The sequence below is a fragment of the Nocardia sp. NPDC052566 genome, from assembly GCF_044547285.1.
Classification (GTDB): Bacteria; Actinomycetota; Actinomycetes; order Mycobacteriales; family Mycobacteriaceae; genus Nocardia.
The window spans coordinates 41,027-57,259 of sequence record NZ_JBIUAF010000004.1; the positions used below are offsets into that span (position 1 = coordinate 41,027).

16 protein-coding genes are annotated in these 16,233 nt (G+C 68.2%); 6 read left to right on the plus strand and 10 right to left on the minus strand.

The genetic code is table 11. The features are described 5' to 3' along the window. Nucleotides 1-67 precede the first annotated feature (67 nt). Both ACIG5A_RS19870 and ACIG5A_RS19875 read right to left on the minus strand, forming a co-directional pair. Complete coding sequence (locus tag ACIG5A_RS19870; protein ID WP_397241977.1) at nt 68-1,585, minus strand: MFS transporter; 1,518 nt, start codon at nt 1,583-1,585, stop codon at nt 68-70. A gap of 324 nt (nt 1,586-1,909) precedes the next feature. Next, nucleotides 1,910-2,464, minus strand: coding sequence for a TetR/AcrR family transcriptional regulator (locus tag ACIG5A_RS19875; RefSeq protein WP_397241979.1), 555 nt, complete (start codon nt 2,462-2,464; stop codon nt 1,910-1,912). Between the two features lie 39 nt (nt 2,465-2,503). Here ACIG5A_RS19875 and ACIG5A_RS19880 point away from each other — a divergent pair, with 39 nt between their 5' ends. Both ACIG5A_RS19880 and ACIG5A_RS19885 read left to right on the plus strand, forming a co-directional pair. Continuing rightward, nucleotides 2,504-3,748 (plus strand): KasA/KasB family beta-ketoacyl-ACP synthase, encoded by a 1,245-nt coding sequence (locus ACIG5A_RS19880; protein WP_397241981.1) that lies wholly within the window; start codon nt 2,504-2,506, stop codon nt 3,746-3,748. Nucleotides 3,749-3,912: 164 nt separating this feature from the next. Continuing rightward, complete coding sequence (locus ACIG5A_RS19885; RefSeq protein WP_397241983.1) at nt 3,913-4,707, plus strand: thioesterase family protein; 795 nt, start codon at nt 3,913-3,915, stop codon at nt 4,705-4,707. On the opposite strand, the gene ACIG5A_RS19890 is transcribed toward ACIG5A_RS19885, so the two are convergent. Both ACIG5A_RS19890 and ACIG5A_RS19895 read right to left on the minus strand, forming a co-directional pair. Continuing rightward, nucleotides 4,704-5,111, minus strand: a complete 408-nt coding sequence (locus tag ACIG5A_RS19890; protein ID WP_397241985.1) for a VOC family protein — start codon at nt 5,109-5,111, stop codon at nt 4,704-4,706. The genes ACIG5A_RS19885 and ACIG5A_RS19890 overlap by 4 nt on opposite strands. A 79-nt stretch (nt 5,112-5,190) precedes the next feature. Next, nucleotides 5,191-5,838: a TetR/AcrR family transcriptional regulator gene (locus ACIG5A_RS19895; RefSeq protein ID WP_397241987.1), complete on the minus strand. Its 648-nt coding sequence runs from the start codon at nt 5,836-5,838 to the stop codon at nt 5,191-5,193. Between the two features lie 87 nt (nt 5,839-5,925). Here ACIG5A_RS19895 and ACIG5A_RS19900 point away from each other — a divergent pair, with 87 nt between their 5' ends. From ACIG5A_RS19900 to ACIG5A_RS19910, 3 genes are all read left to right on the plus strand, one after another. Beyond that, nucleotides 5,926-7,011, plus strand: a complete 1,086-nt coding sequence (locus tag ACIG5A_RS19900) for an epoxide hydrolase family protein (protein ID WP_397241989.1) — start codon at nt 5,926-5,928, stop codon at nt 7,009-7,011. A gap of 126 nt (nt 7,012-7,137) precedes the next feature. Next, nucleotides 7,138-8,274 carry an epoxide hydrolase family protein gene (locus tag ACIG5A_RS19905; protein ID WP_397241992.1) on the plus strand — a complete coding sequence of 379 codons (1,137 nt, stop codon included), beginning with the start codon at nt 7,138-7,140 and terminating at the stop codon, nt 8,272-8,274. Nucleotides 8,275-8,444: 170 nt separating this feature from the next. Then, a complete protein-coding gene (locus ACIG5A_RS19910; protein WP_397241994.1) occupies nt 8,445-9,068 on the plus strand; it encodes an NAD(P)-dependent oxidoreductase in 624 nt (207 codons plus the stop codon). 269 nt (nt 9,069-9,337) lie between these two features. Here ACIG5A_RS19910 and ACIG5A_RS19915 read toward each other — a convergent pair whose 3' ends face one another. From ACIG5A_RS19915 to ACIG5A_RS19935, 5 genes are read right to left on the minus strand one after another with little or no spacing between them, the layout of a single operon-like run. After that, the gene (locus tag ACIG5A_RS19915; RefSeq protein WP_397241996.1) at nt 9,338-10,474 is read right to left on the minus strand and encodes a GTP-binding protein; all 1,137 of its coding nucleotides are present in this window, start codon (nt 10,472-10,474) and stop codon (nt 9,338-9,340) included. Nucleotides 10,475-10,517: 43 nt separating this feature from the next. Beyond that, on the minus strand, nt 10,518-11,273 hold the full coding sequence (locus ACIG5A_RS19920) for an ABC transporter ATP-binding protein (RefSeq protein WP_397243910.1): 756 nt from the start codon (nt 11,271-11,273) through the stop codon (nt 10,518-10,520). A 40-nt stretch (nt 11,274-11,313) separates the two neighbouring features. Beyond that, nucleotides 11,314-12,357 carry an ABC transporter substrate-binding protein gene (locus tag ACIG5A_RS19925; protein WP_397241998.1) on the minus strand — a complete coding sequence of 348 codons (1,044 nt, stop codon included), beginning with the start codon at nt 12,355-12,357 and terminating at the stop codon, nt 11,314-11,316. Further along, the gene (locus ACIG5A_RS19930) at nt 12,354-13,250 is read right to left on the minus strand and encodes an ABC transporter permease (protein WP_397242000.1); all 897 of its coding nucleotides are present in this window, start codon (nt 13,248-13,250) and stop codon (nt 12,354-12,356) included. Before ACIG5A_RS19930 ends, ACIG5A_RS19925 begins: the two co-directional genes overlap by 4 nt. A 4-nt stretch (nt 13,251-13,254) precedes the next feature. After that, nucleotides 13,255-14,427: an LLM class flavin-dependent oxidoreductase gene (locus ACIG5A_RS19935; protein ID WP_397242002.1), complete on the minus strand. Its 1,173-nt coding sequence runs from the start codon at nt 14,425-14,427 to the stop codon at nt 13,255-13,257. A gap of 118 nt (nt 14,428-14,545) precedes the next feature. On the opposite strand from ACIG5A_RS19935, the gene thiD reads away from it, so the two are divergent. After that, a complete protein-coding gene (gene thiD / locus ACIG5A_RS19940; RefSeq protein WP_397242004.1) occupies nt 14,546-15,397 on the plus strand; it encodes a bifunctional hydroxymethylpyrimidine kinase/phosphomethylpyrimidine kinase in 852 nt (283 codons plus the stop codon). 3 nt (nt 15,398-15,400) lie between these two features. On the opposite strand, the gene ACIG5A_RS19945 is transcribed toward thiD, so the two are convergent. Beyond that, nucleotides 15,401-16,126, minus strand: a complete 726-nt coding sequence (locus tag ACIG5A_RS19945; RefSeq protein ID WP_397242006.1) for a TetR/AcrR family transcriptional regulator — start codon at nt 16,124-16,126, stop codon at nt 15,401-15,403. Between the last annotated feature and the right edge of the window lie 107 nt (nt 16,127-16,233).

The following is a 16,233-nucleotide window of genomic DNA, read 5'->3' on the forward strand; positions in this document are numbered from 1 at the left end:
TCAGGAACTCAGGTAAGTAAACCGCGAGAAGACAGTTACCTCAGTTCCTGATGATCATGAACAGGAGTCAATGCGAGCCGGTGATGCGGAAACCGCTGGGTACCAGCCGGACTGCGATGACGGCGACTGTGGCGACGAGGGCGGCGGAGATGTAGGAGGTGGTGGTGAGGGCTTGATCGAAGGCGTGGGATGCGGTGGTGAGGATTTGGGTGGAGCGGGCGGCGTCGAGGTTGGTGGCTACTTCGACGGCGCCGCCTACTGAGCCGCGGACCTGGTCGAGTTCGGCGCCCTGCAGGGGGAGGTTGGTCATGTTGTCGGTGAAGATGCGGGCGTGGATGCTGCCGAGTAGGGCTACGCCGAGGCCGATGCCGAGTTCGTAGTTGGTTTCCGAGACGGCGCCCGCTTGGCCCGCGCGTTCCGGTGGGACGGCGGAGACGAGGACGGCGGCGGCCGCGGTGATGGCGAGGCCGTCGCCCAGGCCCATGGCGGCGAGGACAAGGGCCACATAGGGATACGTTGTCGGCTCCGGGCTCAGGGCGAGTACGAGGAAGCCGAGGGCGAGTGCGCCGAGGCCGATGGCGAGTACCGGGCGGACACCGATGCGCTGCATGAGCCACGGGGTGGTCAGTGAGGCCGCCAACAGTGTCACCGCCGACGGTAGCGTGCGCAGACCGGCCTCCGAGGGTGAGTAGCCGTGAACGTATTGCAGCCACAACGAGATCAGGAACAGCGCGGCGCCGATGGCGAGCATGGCAAGCAGGGTGGCCAGTGCGGCGGCCAGGAACGGCCCGTTGCGGAAGAGCCGGACGTCGAGCAGTGGATCGGCGGCGCGGAGCTGGCGGCGGGCGAACCAGGCGAGCAGCACGAAGGCAAGCGCGAGAATCACCCAATCCACCGGGGCGGCAGCACCTTTGGCGACATGTTTGATGCCCCAGGCCAGGCTGACGATGCCCGCGATGGACAGCACCGCGGACCACCAGTCGAGCGAACCTGACTGCGGCGCACGGTATTCGGGCAGCAGCCAGACACCGACCGCCACCGTGATCAGCACCACCGGCACATTCAGCCAGAAGGCCGACGCCCACCCGAACCGCTCGACCAGGAAACCACCGACCACCGGGCCGATGGTCGCGCCCGCACCGGCGACGGCCGCCCAGATGCCGATGGCCAGCGTGCGTTCCCTGGCATCGGTGAAGATATTGCGGATCAGCGACAGCGTGGACGGCATCACCATCGCGCCGCCGATCGCGAGCAGCACCCGCCCCACGATCAACTGCCCGGCGCTGTGCGAGGTCGCCGCGACCACCGAGGCCACCCCGAACAGCACGAAACCGCCGAGGAACAGCAGCTTGCGCCCCACCCGATCACCGACCGCGCCGGTGGTGATCAGCAACCCGCCGAGCACGAGGCCGTAGACGTCGATGATCCACAGCTGCTCCAGCACACCGACCTGAAGATCATCGATCAGCGACGGCAGCGCGACGTTCAGAATCGTGGCGTCCATCGCCACCAGCAGCAGGCTGGCGCACAGCACCCCGAGCATCACCCAGCGCGTGCCGCCGACCGTCGGCACCGGCTCGCTCACTTCGGCAAACTCACAGACATAGTGCCCCTTCGCTCGCCCGACCGAACCAAGCCAGCATTACCCGGCCTGAAGCAAACATCAAGTTACCGAGCCGAAGCGGCGTCGAATCCACGCCGACCACACGAACGCACGGACTCGCCGCGGGCATCCGGGCTCGCGCTTCCACGCACGCGAGCCGTGCCCACGGGAGCGCGACTGTCCGACCAGGGGCAGCACCACACGGACCGAGCGACCATCGGCACGCGATGCGATCCGCCCGTATGCGCACAGCCCCCGGGCAGGCGCACACGGATACCTCCGGACAGGAACAGGAGGGGACGCGGGTCAGCGGATGGTTTGGTCGATCAACAGGCGGGCGGCACGGTCGGTGCGCGCGCTGTCGCCGGTGATCAGGCGGTCTTGGATGATGCCGCGCAGGCCCGAAACGAGAAGGGTGGCAACGGCTTCCGTGTCGTCGATATCGAGGCGGCGCAGGGCTGCGGTGAGGGTGGCGATGAAGGTCGCTATCGCGGAGTTGGCGTATTCGGCGTAGGGGCTGTGCGGGGCGCAGGCGGCGCCGAGGACCTGGAGCAGTACGCGCACGCTCGTGGTGCCCTCGCCCGCCATGCTCGCGGAACAGAAGTCCGCGAGCCGCTCGCGCAGCGCCGCGGCATCGGCGACGTCGGCGAACATCGCCTGGATGTCCGGGCGCTGCGTGGTGAGCGCTTGGACGAGCAGCTCTTCCTTGGTCGTGAAGTAGTAGATCAGCATGCGGGAGCTGGTGCCGAGTTCGGCGGCGAGCGGGCGCAGCGACAGGTCCGCGAGGCCGTGATCGGCGATGTACCGCACCACATCGGCGAGCAGTGCGGCGCGTTTGGCGTGGTCGAGTGGGCGGGCCATTGGTTGACTGTAGCGATTGGTACAGGTATCCATGTCATCGTGACTGTAACAATCGCTTCAGAAACTCGGACCTCGGTCGTCGTCACCGCGTACGCCGCCACCACGTCACTCGCCGCCGATATGGACGCGACCTGGTCCGACCTCCTGTCCGGCCGCACCGGCATCGGCGTGCTCGACGACGATTTCGTCGCCGAATACGACCTGCCCGTGCGCATCGGCGGAAAGCTGAAGTCCTCGCCCGCCGCCCAGCTGACCCGCATCGAACAGCGCAGGCACTCCTACGTCGAACAGCTGGCCCTGGTGCTCGGCCGCGAGGTCTGGCGCAAGGCGGGCGCACCGGAGGTCGAAGGGGAACGGCTCGCCGTGGCCGTCGGCACCGGACTCGGCGGCGGCGACGCGCTGGTCGGCGCGGTCGACGCGATGCGCGCGGGCGGCTACCGGAAGGTGTCGCCGATGTCGGTGCCGATGATCATGCCGAATGGGCCCGCCGCCACGGTCGGCCTCGAAATCGGTGCCAAGGCAGGCGTTTTCGCGCCGGTATCGGCGTGTTCCTCCGGGTCCGAGGCGATCGCGCACGCCTGGCGGCTGATTATGACCGGCGAGGCCGATGTGGTGGTGGCGGGCGGCGTGGAGGGGCCCATCGACGCGGTGCCCATCGCGAGCTTCGCCATGATGCGGGCGATGAGTACCCGCAACGACGAACCGGAGCGCGCGTCGCGCCCGTTCGACCGCGACCGGGACGGCTTCGTCTTCGGCGAGGCGGGCGCGCTGCTCGTCCTCGAATCGGAGCGGCACGCGCGCGCCAGGGGCGCCGAGATCCACGGCAGGGTACTCGGCGCGGGCATCACCTCCGACGCCTATCACATCGTCGCGTCGGAGCCCGGTGGCGCGGGCGCGGCACGGGCCATGCGCAAGGCAATAAGCACTGCGGGACTTCAGGTTTCGGATATCGAGCATGTCAACGCGCACGCCACCTCGACCTCGATCGGCGACGCCTCCGAGGCCGACGCCATCGCCGCCGTCACGCCGGGCGCCTCGGTGTACGCGCCGAAATCCGCGCTCGGCCATTCGATCGGCGCGGTCGGCGCCCTCGAATCGATCGTCACCATGCTCACCCTGCGCGACCAAATCGTGCCGCCGACACTAAATCTCGACAACAGGGACCCGTCGATCGAGCTGGATATCGTCGCCGGTACCGCCCGTGCACAGCGCATGGACTACGCGCTCAACAACTCCTTCGGCTTCGGCGGCCATAACGTGGCCCTGGCATTCGGCCGCGTCTGAGCCGGCCCGCAATCGCGGCGGCCACGGCCCGCGGCGCGTCTCCGCGCGGACCGGACGGATACCGAGGGGGTTCCAGCCGATCGGAAGGGCACGCGTACCTTCGTTACCGGACCGAAGAATTCGTTGCCCGACGCAGCTGTCGGGCGTCATGGACGGACGAACACGTGGCCGACGCCTTCTACCTGCCGGATCCCGCTGACCCGAATCGGTTCGAATCCACCGAGCTGACCCGCGGGCCGTGGTCGCCGGATGCCCAGCACGCCGGGCCGCCGTCGGCGCTGCTCGGCCATGCCATCGAGCGCTGCGAGCCGCGCGCGGGCTTCCAGGTCGGCCGAGTGGCGGTGGAGATACTCGGCCCGGTGCCGTTGGCGCCGCTGACGGTCGAGACCAGGCTGGCGCGGCCGGGCCGCAGCGTGGAGCTGATCGAGGCGACACTGTCGACCGAACGCGGGCCCGTGATGCGGGCCAACGCCTGGCGCTTCAAGCTGTCCGAACCGGACCTCGAAGTGCCGGAACGGTTCCTGCCGACCGGCGCGCGCCCCGGCCCCGAGCACGCTTCGGGCCCTTCCCCGTTCCCCTCGAGCCAGCCGATCGGATTCCACACCGGTATCGAATACCGGTTCGTCACCGGATCTTTCGACGAACCCGGCCCCGCCATCTGCTGGATCCGGCTGAAGTACCCGATCGTCGCGGGCACCACCCCGAGCCCGCTGGAGCGCACGCTCGCGGCCGCCGACTCCGGGAACGGCGTCAGCGCGGTATTGGACTGGGAGCGTTACCTTTTCATCAACACCGATCTCACGGTGACGCTGCACCGCCAGCCGGTCGGCGAATGGATCTGCCTGGACGCCGTCACCTATCCCCAGCCGCACGGCATCGGCATGGCCGAATCCGCCCTGTTCGACGAGAAGGGCCCGCTCGGGCGCAGCACCCAGACGCTCTACCTGGGCAACCGCTAGGCGCGGCTGGAGATCTGCTGGACGCCCCAGCCGTTGCCGTCCGGGTCGGTGAAGAAAAAGAAGCCGACGTTGTCGAGCGGATCGGGCACCGGCCTCGGGTTGGCGCCGAGCACCTGGATCTCGCCGACTTCGACACCGCGCGAGACGAGTTCGGCATGCGCCTTGCGCAGGTCGGCGACAACTAGCTGCAGGCCCTGTTGACTGCCCGGCTCCATCTTCGGCACCGCGCCCTTGCCGATGACGATGGAGCAGCCGGAGCCGGGTGGGGTGAGCTGCACGATGCGGATCTCGTCGCCGATCACGGTGTCGTGGTCGACGGCGAAACCCAGTTGGCGCGAATAGAAATCCTTGGCCCGGTCGATATCCGAGACCGGAACGATGACGACTTCGAGCGTCCAGTTCATGGCGAGTTCCTTCGGTGTGCGGACAGAGCTATCCCTACCCGTGCAGACGAGACGGCGCCGCCGAATTCATCGGCGGCAGTCACTGACGACGCTGCCAGCGCCACGCGAACTCGCCCGGTTGCGGCGGTGGCCCCGGCAGTCCACCGTCGGCCTGCAGGCCGTCGATGAGCAGTGCCAGCGTCCTGCGGCGCAGCTGCGCGGTGCGGGTCGGATCGGGCACGGTGATCGCGGCGCATGATTCGAGTATCAGTCCCAGGTCCTGCGGATTCACCTCGGCGCGCAGCCGCCCGGAGGCATGCGCCCTGCGCACGAGTTCCTCGGTGACCTCCCCCGAGTGCGTGACGTCGGGCAGCATCGACTCGTCCGGCGAGAAGGTGCCCGCCAGATGGACCGTCAGCGAGTGCACGTCCGCGTCGACCACCCGCTCCAGGAAGCCGACCAAGCCCGACCACCCGTCCGGATCGGCAAGCGCCGCATCGGCTTCGGTGTTGTAGCGGCGCAGCCCGTCGTGGCAGAGGGTGCGCAGCAGCACCTCCTTGCTCGGGTACCGGCGATACAGCGCGCTGATGCCGACACCGGCGCGCTCCGCCACGGCGGCGATCGGCGCGCCCGCATCGGCCAGGAATACGGCCCTGGCGGCCTCCAGGATGAGGCCGTCGTTGCGGGCCGCCTGCGCCTTGCGGCCGGACAGGCCCTTCTGAGCTGAGGATTCGGCAATCTTCGACATGAACCCAGATTACCACTTGAAACGGAATGATCCGTTCTGCTACTGTTTCAAACAGAACGAAGCATTCCGTTTCACAAGGAGAACGACATGAGCGCCATCACCCCCTTCACCATCGACATCGCCCAGGCCGATCTCGACGACCTGCGGGACCGGCTGGCACGCACCCGGTGGGCCGATCAGATCGACGGTTCGGGTGACACCTACGGCGTGAGTGTGGATCGGGTCCGGCACCTGGTGAACTACTGGCGCGACGGGTTCGACTGGCGCAAGGTCGAGGCGAAGCTGAACGCGTACCCGCAGTTCACCACCGAGATCGACGGGCAGAACATTCACTTCCTGCACGTGAAGTCGGTGCGAGACACCAGCTTTCCGTTGATCCTCACCCACGGCTGGCCGGGCACCTTCGTCGAATTCCTCGGCGTGATCGAGCCGCTGACCGACGCAGGCTTCGATCTGGTCATCCCGTCGGTGCCGGGTTACGGATTCTCCGGCCCCACCACCGAATCCGGCTGGAACGACCAGCGCATCGCCAAGGCGTGGGCCGAGCTGATGAGCCGCCTCGGGTACACCCGCTACGGCGCGGTCGGCAACGACGGCGGCGCGCAGATCTCCCCCGAGGTCGGCCGGGTGGCGCCGGACAACGTTGTCGGCGTGCAGGTTTCGCAGGTGTACTCGTTCCCGACCGGCGATCCCGCCGAGCTGGCCGATCTCACCGAGGACGAGCAGCAGTCGCTGGCGACGCTGGACTGGTTCGTCAAGAACAAGATGGGCTTCAACATCCTGCAGTCGCAGCAGCCGCAGACGCTGGCCCACGCGATCATGGATTCACCCGCCGGGCTCGTCGGCTGGAACGGTCAGCTGCTCGATCCGAATCTGGACGACGACTTCGTGCTGACGAATATCGCGATCCATTGGCTCACCGGCACAGCGGGTTCGGCGATCCGGCACTACTTCGAGAAGGCCAGGGCCGAGCAGCCGACCGAGCCGACCACGGTGCCGCTGTCGCTGTCGGGCTCCAACGGCGATTTCCACGGCATCCGCCGCTTCGCCGACCGCGATCACCGAAACATCGTGTCCTGGAAGACCCATGACGTCTTCACCCACTACCTGCACCACTCGGCGCCGGAGCTGATGGCGAACGAGATCACCGAATTCTTCGCGCAGTACCGCTGAAACACCCCGAATCACCGGGCATTCGCCCGATAGCGCCCCCGTGCGGCACCCGGCATCGTTTCCCGGGTGCCGCACGGACACCGATCCACCAGAAGTAGCGACACGAGATCGACCGAGGAGTCTGCCATGACCAGCATCCGCCCCTTCACCATCGATGTTCCCCAAGACAAGCTCGACGACCTGGCGGATCGGCTGCGCCGCACCATCTGGCCGAGCGAGCTGCCCGATGTCGGCGATTCCTATGGCGTTCCCGGTGCCAGGGTCCGCGCGCTCGCCGAGTACTGGATGAATTCCTTCGACTGGCGCAAGGTGGAGGCGCGGCTGAACTCCTACCCGCAGTTCCGCACCGAAATCGACGGCGAGGACCTCCATTTCCTGCACATCAGGTCCTCGCGCGCCGATGCGATCCCGGCGATCCTCACCCACGGCTGGCCGGGATCGATCCTGGAATTCCTGAATGCCGTTACGCCGCTGACCGAGCCGGAATCACCGGACGCACCGGCGTTCCACCTGGTCATCCCGTCGCTGCCCGGCTTTGCCTTCTCGGGCCCCAGCCGCAGCGCCGGTTGGAACATTCCGCGCACGGCGCGCGCCTGGCTCGAGCTGATGGATCGGCTCGGCTACGCGCGCTTCGCCGCCATCGGCAACGACGGCGGCTCGATGATCTCCCCGGAGATCGGCCGGATCGCGCCGGACCGGGTGATCGGTGTGCATGTGACGCAACTGTTTTCGTTCCCGTCCGGCGATCCGGCCGAATTCGAGAACCTCGACGGGGAGGATTACGCCGCACTCGAACACCTGAAGTGGTTCCAGGACAACAAGATGGCGTTCAACGTCTTCTGCAGCCAGCAGCCGCAAACGGTGGCGTACGCGCTCTCGGATTCACCGATCGGGCTACTCGGCTGGAACGCACAGCTTTTCGGCGAGAGCCTGGATCCGGAGTTCGTCATCGGCAATGTCGCGCTGTACTGGCTGACCGGCACCGCGGGGTCCTCGCTGCGGTACTACTACGAGGCGGCGCACACCACCGAGCAGCCGAGCGCCCCGACCACCGTGCCCACCGCGCTCGCCATGTTCAAGGGCGATTTCCAGTCGATCCGCCGGTTCGCCGAGCGGGACCACAGCAAGATCGTCGGCTGGAATTCCTACGACGCGGGCTCGGTGGTCGGCGGCCCGAACGACGCCCCCGGTCACTTCGCGGCCGAGGAGGCGCCCGAATTGCTCGTCGGCGATATCAGGCAGTTCTTCGATCGACTGCGCTGACCAGCACAACCGACCGGCGCCCCTGGTTCAGGGGCGCCGGTTTCGCATGTTCCGCCGTCTCGTAGACAGTCGCTTATGTGTACGAGACGCACGGCGATGGTTCGTCTCGCTCCCGGTTGATGTACTGGATTCACCAACAGCTCAACAGCTTTCAACACAGGGAGAACACCATGAAGATCACCGTTTTCGGCGCGACAAGCACGGTCGGCCGTCTGGTCGTCGAGCAGGCACTGGCACAGGGCCACGAGGTCACCGCCTTCACCCGCAACGCGGCGGGCGTCGGCACGCGGCACGACCGGCTGCGGATCATCGAGGGCGACGTGCTCGACCCGGCGGCGGTGGAGCGTGCGGTCATCGGGCAGGACGCGGTGCTGGTCTCGCTCGGCAACGGCCGCAAGGGCGTCGTCCGCGCGGAGGGCACCCGCGCCGCGATCGAGGCGATGGAGCGGACCGGCGTGAAGCGGCTGATCTGCCAGACCACCCTCGGCGTCGGCGACAGCAAGCCCAACCTGAACTTCCTGTGGAAGTACGTGATGTTCGGGATGCTGCTGCGCCCGGCCTACGCCGATCACGTCAAGCAGGAGGAGTACGTGCGGACCAGCGCGCTGGACTGGACCATCGTGCGGCCGAGCGCCTTCACCGACGGGCCGCGCACCGGCACCTTCCGCCGTGGCTTCGGGCCGAACGAGAAGGGGCTCGCACTGAAGATCGCCCGCGCCGATATCGCCGCCTTCATGCTCGAGCAGCTGTCGGATACCACCTACATCAAGCAGGCGCCGGGTATCTCCAACTGACGCGGGGGAATCCGTGTCGAGCAGGCGCCATCGGCCTACGCACGCGCGACCCACGCCCCGTTCGGGGTGCGTGGGTCGCCGTGCGTTCCACGGTCAACCCCGAACACCGCGGCGCCACACAATAACCAAGCTGAGCATCGGACGAAGCGGTTTTGCCGCAACAACATTCATCAAATTGTGAGCAACAATGCAGCGATCACACCCGGCGCTTCGACCCGTCGAAGCCATGACATGCCGTGAGCGACAGGCATTTCGGCAGATCACGGTGCTCAGGCATGTTCGTGCAGCCCGCCCCATTCGGGGAATTCATCGGCGTAACCAGCCCAAACATCCGGTCCCGCAGCAAATTCGGCATCGGTGAGCAGCGCACCGTCGAGCAGCGCGCGCACCCTGTCGCCGTCGAGCTTCACTCCGATGAACACGATCTCCTGTCCGGGCGGAACTTCCAGCGACGCCCACCAGGCGGCGGGCTCGAAGGTGAGATTCGGCCCGGCTTGCGACCAGACGGCGGCCAGCCGCGAACGGCTGGCGAGCCAGCAGAAACCCTTGCTGCGCAACATGCCACGCAGTTGCGCGAGCGCATCGGCCAGCCGACCTGGATGGAACGGACGCTCGGCCGTGTAGGTGAGGCTGCTGATGCCGTATTCCTCGGTCTCCGGCGTATGCCCGCCCGCCAATTCCTCGGCCCAGCCCGCGGATTCGGCGGCGACCACCGGGTTGTACCGGCCGGTGTCGAGCACCTCGGCCAGGTCGACGACGCCGTCGGCGGTGCGCAGCACCCTGGCCCGCGGATTGAGCCGCCGCACCGTGGCCTCGACGGTGCCCGCCGCGTTCTCGCTCACCAGGTCGGTCTTGTTGATGAGCAGCACATCGGCGAATTCGACCTGATCGACGAGCAGATCGGCGATGGTGCGCGCATCGCCCTCGCCCGCCGCCAACGCACGCTCGGCCAATGCCTGACCGCGCGCGAGCTCGCCGAGGAAGGTCGAGGCGTCGACGACGGTCACCATGGTGTCGAGCCGGGCGAGGGCGCCGAGCCGGAAGCCGTCCTCGAACTCCCAGTCGAAGGTGGCGGCCACCGGCATCGGCTCGGAGATCCCGGTGGATTCGATGACCAGCTGATCGAAGCGACCCGCGCGGGCCAGCTGTGCCACCGCCTCGATCAGATCCTCGCGCAGCGTGCAGCAGATGCAGCCGTTGGTCAGCTCGACCAGCTTTTCCTCGGTGCGATCCAGGTGTCCGTGACCCGCGACGAGCGCGGCGTCGATATTGACCTCGCTCATGTCGTTGACGATGACCGCGACCCGGCGGCCCTCGCGGTTGGCCAGGATGTGGTTGAGCAGCGTGGTCTTGCCCGCGCCGAGGAAGCCGGACAGCACGGTGACGGGCAGCGATGAAGTGGGCATGCCGCTAATGATAATGGTTTTCAATTAGCGGAGCCGAGCGGGGTCAGGCGGCCGCCGATTTCACGGCCAGCGCCACCTCTCGCCGCAGCGCCAGGTACTCCGGGGATACCCGCAGGTCATCGGGGTCGACGCCGGTGCGGGGCAGCGCGATCGGCAGATCGAGCGCGACCCGGCCCGGCCGCTTGGTGAGTACAACGACCCGCGAACCGAGGAAGGCGGCCTCGTCGGCACTGTGCGTGACGAACACGGCGGTGCGCCCCGATTCGGTGCCGACCCTGCGCAGATCCTCCTGCAACCGCTCCCTGGTGAGCGCGTCGAGCGCGGCGAAAGGTTCGTCGAGCAGCAGCAGCGAGGTGTCGGCCGCCAGCGCGCGGGCGATGGCGACCCGCTGCTGCTGACCGCCGGAGATCTCCCAGATCTTGCGGCCCGAGGTGCCGTCCAGCCCGACCCGGCGCAGCAGCTCCTCGCGCCGCTCTGCGCGCCGATCACGCGGCACGCCAGCATATTTCAGCGCCAGGTCGACATTGCCGCCGACGCTCTGCCACGGGAAGAGCCGCGGCTGCTGGAACACCAGGCCCGAGGTGCGCCCCGGCACCGGCGCGGTACCCGACACCTCGATCCGTCCCTCGGTGGCCGTCTCGAATCCGGCGATCAGCCGCAGCAGCGTGCTCTTACCGCAGCCGGAAGCGCCGGCCAGCACCAGGAATTCGCCGGGCGGCACCGCGAGGTCGACCGGGCCGAGCGCGGTCACCGCGTCGGCGCCGCGGCCATACCGGTGCGAAACCTGGTCTACCCGAATGCTTCCGACCCCGCCGACGGGTGCGGTCGCCGCGGCGAGCTCAGCCGAGACCACCGGGCAGTCCCTTGACGTAGATGGACTCGCGGATCTTCGCCACGCCGGGTGCGGCCTCGATCTGCTTCTGCGCCGCGAGGAATTCGGCCGCGGCCTGCAGGCTGGCCGCGATCTCGCCGACCGACCCCTCCGAGCCGAGCCACTGGCCGGAGGTGAGCTGGTCCTTGGTGAGGAAGACGCCCTGCTTCAGCTGCTGCGCCGCATCGGCGGTGGTGGTGCCGATCTCGGCGGCGACCGCCTTGGCCGCGTCCTCGGGCTTGTCCTGGATGGTCTGCAGCGCCCGCGCCTGGACCTTGCGCCAGATCTCGACGACATCGGGATGCGCCTTGGCGAAATCCGTTGCCACCACGGCGAGATCGAGCGTCGGCTTGCCTGCCGTCGCGAGTTCCTTACTGGTGATGAGGGTTTTGCCGTTCTTGCGCACCTGATCGAGGGTGGGCAGCCAGGTGTAGACGGCGTCGATATCGCCGCGCTCCCAGGCGGCCAGCGAGGCCTGCGGCTGCAGGTCGACCAGCTTGACGTCGTTCGCGCTCAACCCGTTTCGATCCAGGGCGGCGAGCAGGCTGTAGTGCGCGGTCGAGGCGAAGGCGGTGGCGATGCGCTTACCGCGCAGATCGCCGATGGACTCGATGCCGGTGCCGTTGCGCGCGACCAGCGCCTCGTTGTCGCCGGCGACATCGAGGATGAAGGCCACCTGGTACGGAATATTCAGCGGCGCGGACAATCCGCGTGCGACCGGGCTGGAACCCAGTGCGCCGAAATCCAATTGCTTGGCGACGAACGCGGTGTTCACATCGGCGCCGGAATCGAACTTGGTCCACTTGATGTTGTAGCCGGGCAGCTCCCGCTCCAGCCACCTGTTGTTCTTGACGATCAGATCGCCGCTCGGAAACGTCTGGTAGGCAAGGCGAATGGTCGGCTTGCCCGCATCGGTCCCGGAGTGGTCGACGGCGCACCCGGCCACCGCGAGCGTCACCGCGCCCGCGACCGCGACCGCCCCGACGCGCAGCGCGTTCACCAGGGTTCTCATATCTTTCCTCTCCATGGGACCGCGCGGGTTTCCACCGCGCGCAGCAGACCGTCGATGAGCAGACCGGAGCTACCGATGGCGGCGATTCCGACGAGCACGACGGGGGTGTTGTTGTAGTTGGAGGCGTCCTTGACCATGCCGCCGACCCCCGGCAGGCCGTTGAACAGCTCCGCGGCGACCACCGACGAGTACGCCATGCCGATCGCGAGCCGGATACCGGTGAAGGTCTCCGGCAGTGCGGCGGGCACGACGACATCCCGAATCACTTGGGCGCGGGTCGCTCCCAGCGCCCGCGCGGCCTCGACGAGCCCGATCGGCGCGGCCGCGACGGCCGTGGTCGTCGCGATCGCGGCGGCGGGCAGCGCGGCCAGCGCGAGCAGCGTCACCTTCGGCGCCTCGTCGATGCCGAGCCAGATCACCAGCAGGAAGAAGTAGGCCAGTGGCGGCAGTGTGCGCAGGAAGGTGAGCCACGGCTCGAGGATGCTGCGCAGCCAGCCGACGGTGCCCATGGCGACGCCGAGCGCGACACCGGCGGCGACACCGACCACCACACCGGCCAGCACCCGGCGCAGCGTCATATACAGGTGCTCCCACAGCAGGTACCCCTGATAACCGCGCACGCCGTCGTGGGTGGTCGACACCTGAATCGCCGCGTGCCACACGGTGATCGGGCGCGGCACGAAGGTTTCGTTCCAGATACCGGCGACGGCGACCAGCTGCCACACCACCAGGAAGACCGCGAGCGACAACAGCGGCAACAGGATTCGGCTCACCCGCGGTCGACGCCGCCCGGTTTTCGCGGTCGATTCCGATGCTCGGGCGCTCGGTGCGGCTCCGGGAAGACTCCGTTCGGCCGAGGCAGCGGCGAACGCACGTTCGGTGTGAACATCCATGACGCTAGAGCGCCGCGACCGCGCGACCACCACGGGCGGACGCGATCGGCGCGGACACGAGATTCGCGGGCGCGGCGGTGGCCGGATGCCGCCACAGTCCGCGCGCCGCCAGCCGGGGCAGCACGCCCTCGCCGAACCAGTACGCCTCCTCGAGGTGCGGGTAGCCGGACAGTACGAACTCCTCGATGCCGAGGTCGTGGTACTCGAGAATCCGGTCGACCACCTCGTCGTGGCTGCCGACCAGCGCGGTGCCCGCGCCGCCGCGGACCAGGCCGATACCGGCCCACAGGTTCGGATAGATCTCCAGCCGGTCGCTGCTTCCGTTGTGCAGTGCCAGCATTCGGCGCTGCCCCTCGGATTCGCTGCGCGCCAGCGAGGCCTGGATCTCGGCGACGGCGGCCGGATCGAATCCGGAAAGCAGCCGGTCCGCCTCCGCCCATGCCGCCTCAGCGGTGTCGCGGGTGATGACGTGCAGTCGCATGCCGAAGCGGACGGTGCGGCCCTCGCGCTCGGCGAGCCCGCGAACCCAGGCGATCTTCTCCGCGACCTGCGCGGGCGGTTCGCCCCAGGTCAGGTAGACGTCGGCGTACTTGGCCGCGATGGTGCCCGCGATCGGCGACGAGCCGCCGAAGTAGACCGGCGGCACCGGATCCGGCACACGGGCCAGCGCCGCGTCCTCGACCCGCACGTGCTCGCCGGTCAGGTTCACCGTCTCGCCCGCCCACAGCCTGCGCACGACATCGAGGAATTCACCGGTCCGCACGTATCGCGCGTCCTTGTCGAGGAAGTCGCCGAAGGCGCGCTGCTCGCGGGACTCCCCACCGGTGACCACGTTCAGCAGCAGCCGCCCACCGGTCTGACGCTGATAGGTGCTCGCCATCTGCGCGGCCAGCGTCGGCGCGACGAAACCGGGACGGAAGGCGACGAGAAACTTCAGCCGCTCGGTGTTCTGGCTGATCATCGCCGTGGTCAGCCAGGCATCCTCGCACCATGCTCCGGTCGGGGTCAGCGCCGCCTCGAAGCCGACCGCCTCGGCGGCCGCGGCGATCTGGCCGAGGTAGTGCACGCTCGGTGGGCGATCGCCCGCGGAGGAGGTGGCGTTCGCACCGTGACCACCGCCGACGACATTGCGGCTGTCGCCGTTGGTGGGCAGAAACCAGTGGAAAGTCAGAGACATTCGTCCGATCGAACCGGAGCGGAACCACTGGGCACAGGGATGCAATCCCCCAGATTCCAATTCCCCGGAGGTGCGGTCGTGTCCGATTCGGGCGATGCGCGTCGTAGGGTCTGTACTTGTGAAGCTGCTGCCACTTACGCCCGACGGGCAGACTCCGGTCCGCGTCTTGACCATCGCCGGGACCGATTCCGGCGGCGGTGCCGGGATCCAGGCCGATTCCCGCACCATGGCGCTGTGCGGGGTGCACGCGTGTGTCGCGGTGGCCGCGGTGACCGTGCAGAACTCGGTCGGGGTGAGCGGGTTCCACGAGATCCCGCCGCAGATCGTGGCCGATCAGGTGCGCGCGGTGGTCGGCGATATCGGCATCGGCGCGGCCAAGACCGGCATGCTCGCCTCCACCGCCATCATCGAAGCGGTCGCGCAGGTGTGCGGCGAGGTCGGCATCGGGCGCGACGGAACCATTCCGCTGGTGGTCGACCCGGTGGCCGCGTCCATGCACGGCGATCCGCTGCTGCACGAGGAGGCGCTCGACGCGGTCAGGCACACGCTGATGCCGCTGGCGACCGTGGTGACACCGAACCTCGACGAGGTGCGCCTGATCACCGGCATCGACGTGACCGATGACGCCACGGCCCGCCGCGCCGCGGAGGCGCTGCACAAGCTCGGCCCGCGGTGGGCCATCGTCAAGGGCGGGCACCTGCGCTCCTCGGCCGTCAGCACCGATCTGCTCTTCGACGGTGACCGGTTCCTGGAGTTCACCGCGCCGCGCATCGCCACCGGCAACGACCACGGCGGCGGTGACACGATGGCCGCGGCCATCGCCTGCGCGCTGGCCAACGGGTACGCGGTGCCGGATGCGGTGGAGTTCGCGAAGGAGTGGACGCGGCGCTGCCTCGAGGCGTCCTACGACCTCGGCGCTGGCCACGGCCCGGTGTCGCCGCTGTGGCGCCTGCGCGCTACTGCTTCGTAACGGCTACTCCTTCGTAAAGGCTAGGCGCAGTGGCAGATCCGCGTCGACGGTGATGCCGTTGAGCCGGGAGTTGGCCTCGGCCAGTGCGGAGATGATCTCGGCGAGATAGTCGACGAACTGCTCGACCGGCATCGCCTGGGGCTGCGCGCGATTCACGCCGAGCCACCAATCGGTGGCCGAGGCGACGGCGCCGAAGATCGAGTAGTTGACCAGCTCGACGCTGGCCACCTCGACCGAATCATCCTGCAGCACCTGGGTGAACAGCTCCGCGGCCCGCCTGGCCGACTGGCGCGCCGACTGCAGCGCGCGCTCGGTGTCGCTGGCCTGCTGGGCGAAATGGCTGTGCAGCATGAAGCGGAAGACGTTCGGATGCTCGCCGACCACCAGCGCGTATTCCCCGGCGGCACGACGGACCAGCGCGCGCGCCGAATCGTTGGTCAGGTCGATACAGGCGATGATGCGCTCCCACAGCATGTCGCGCACCCGGTCGACGATCGCGTTGTAGAGATCGGTCTTGTCCTCGAAATGCCGGTACAGCTTGGGTTTGGCCGCGCCGGCCTCCTTGGCGATATCGCCCATGCTTACCTCGGGCCCGAACCGGTCCAGCGCGCGGAACGCCGCGTCGACGAATTCGTCGCGGACCTTGCGCCGATGTTCGCGCCAGCGCTCGGTGCGGGCGTCGACGCGCTTGGGCGGCACTCGGTCCAGCTCTCTGCCCTTGCGTGTCATAACCAACGGATGCTACCTGTCACCGGCGGCGCCGGATTCTCCCGCTCGATGTCCGCGACTTCGCCGTTGACATCGGGTGCGACCCGGCACACACTCGTGAATATACG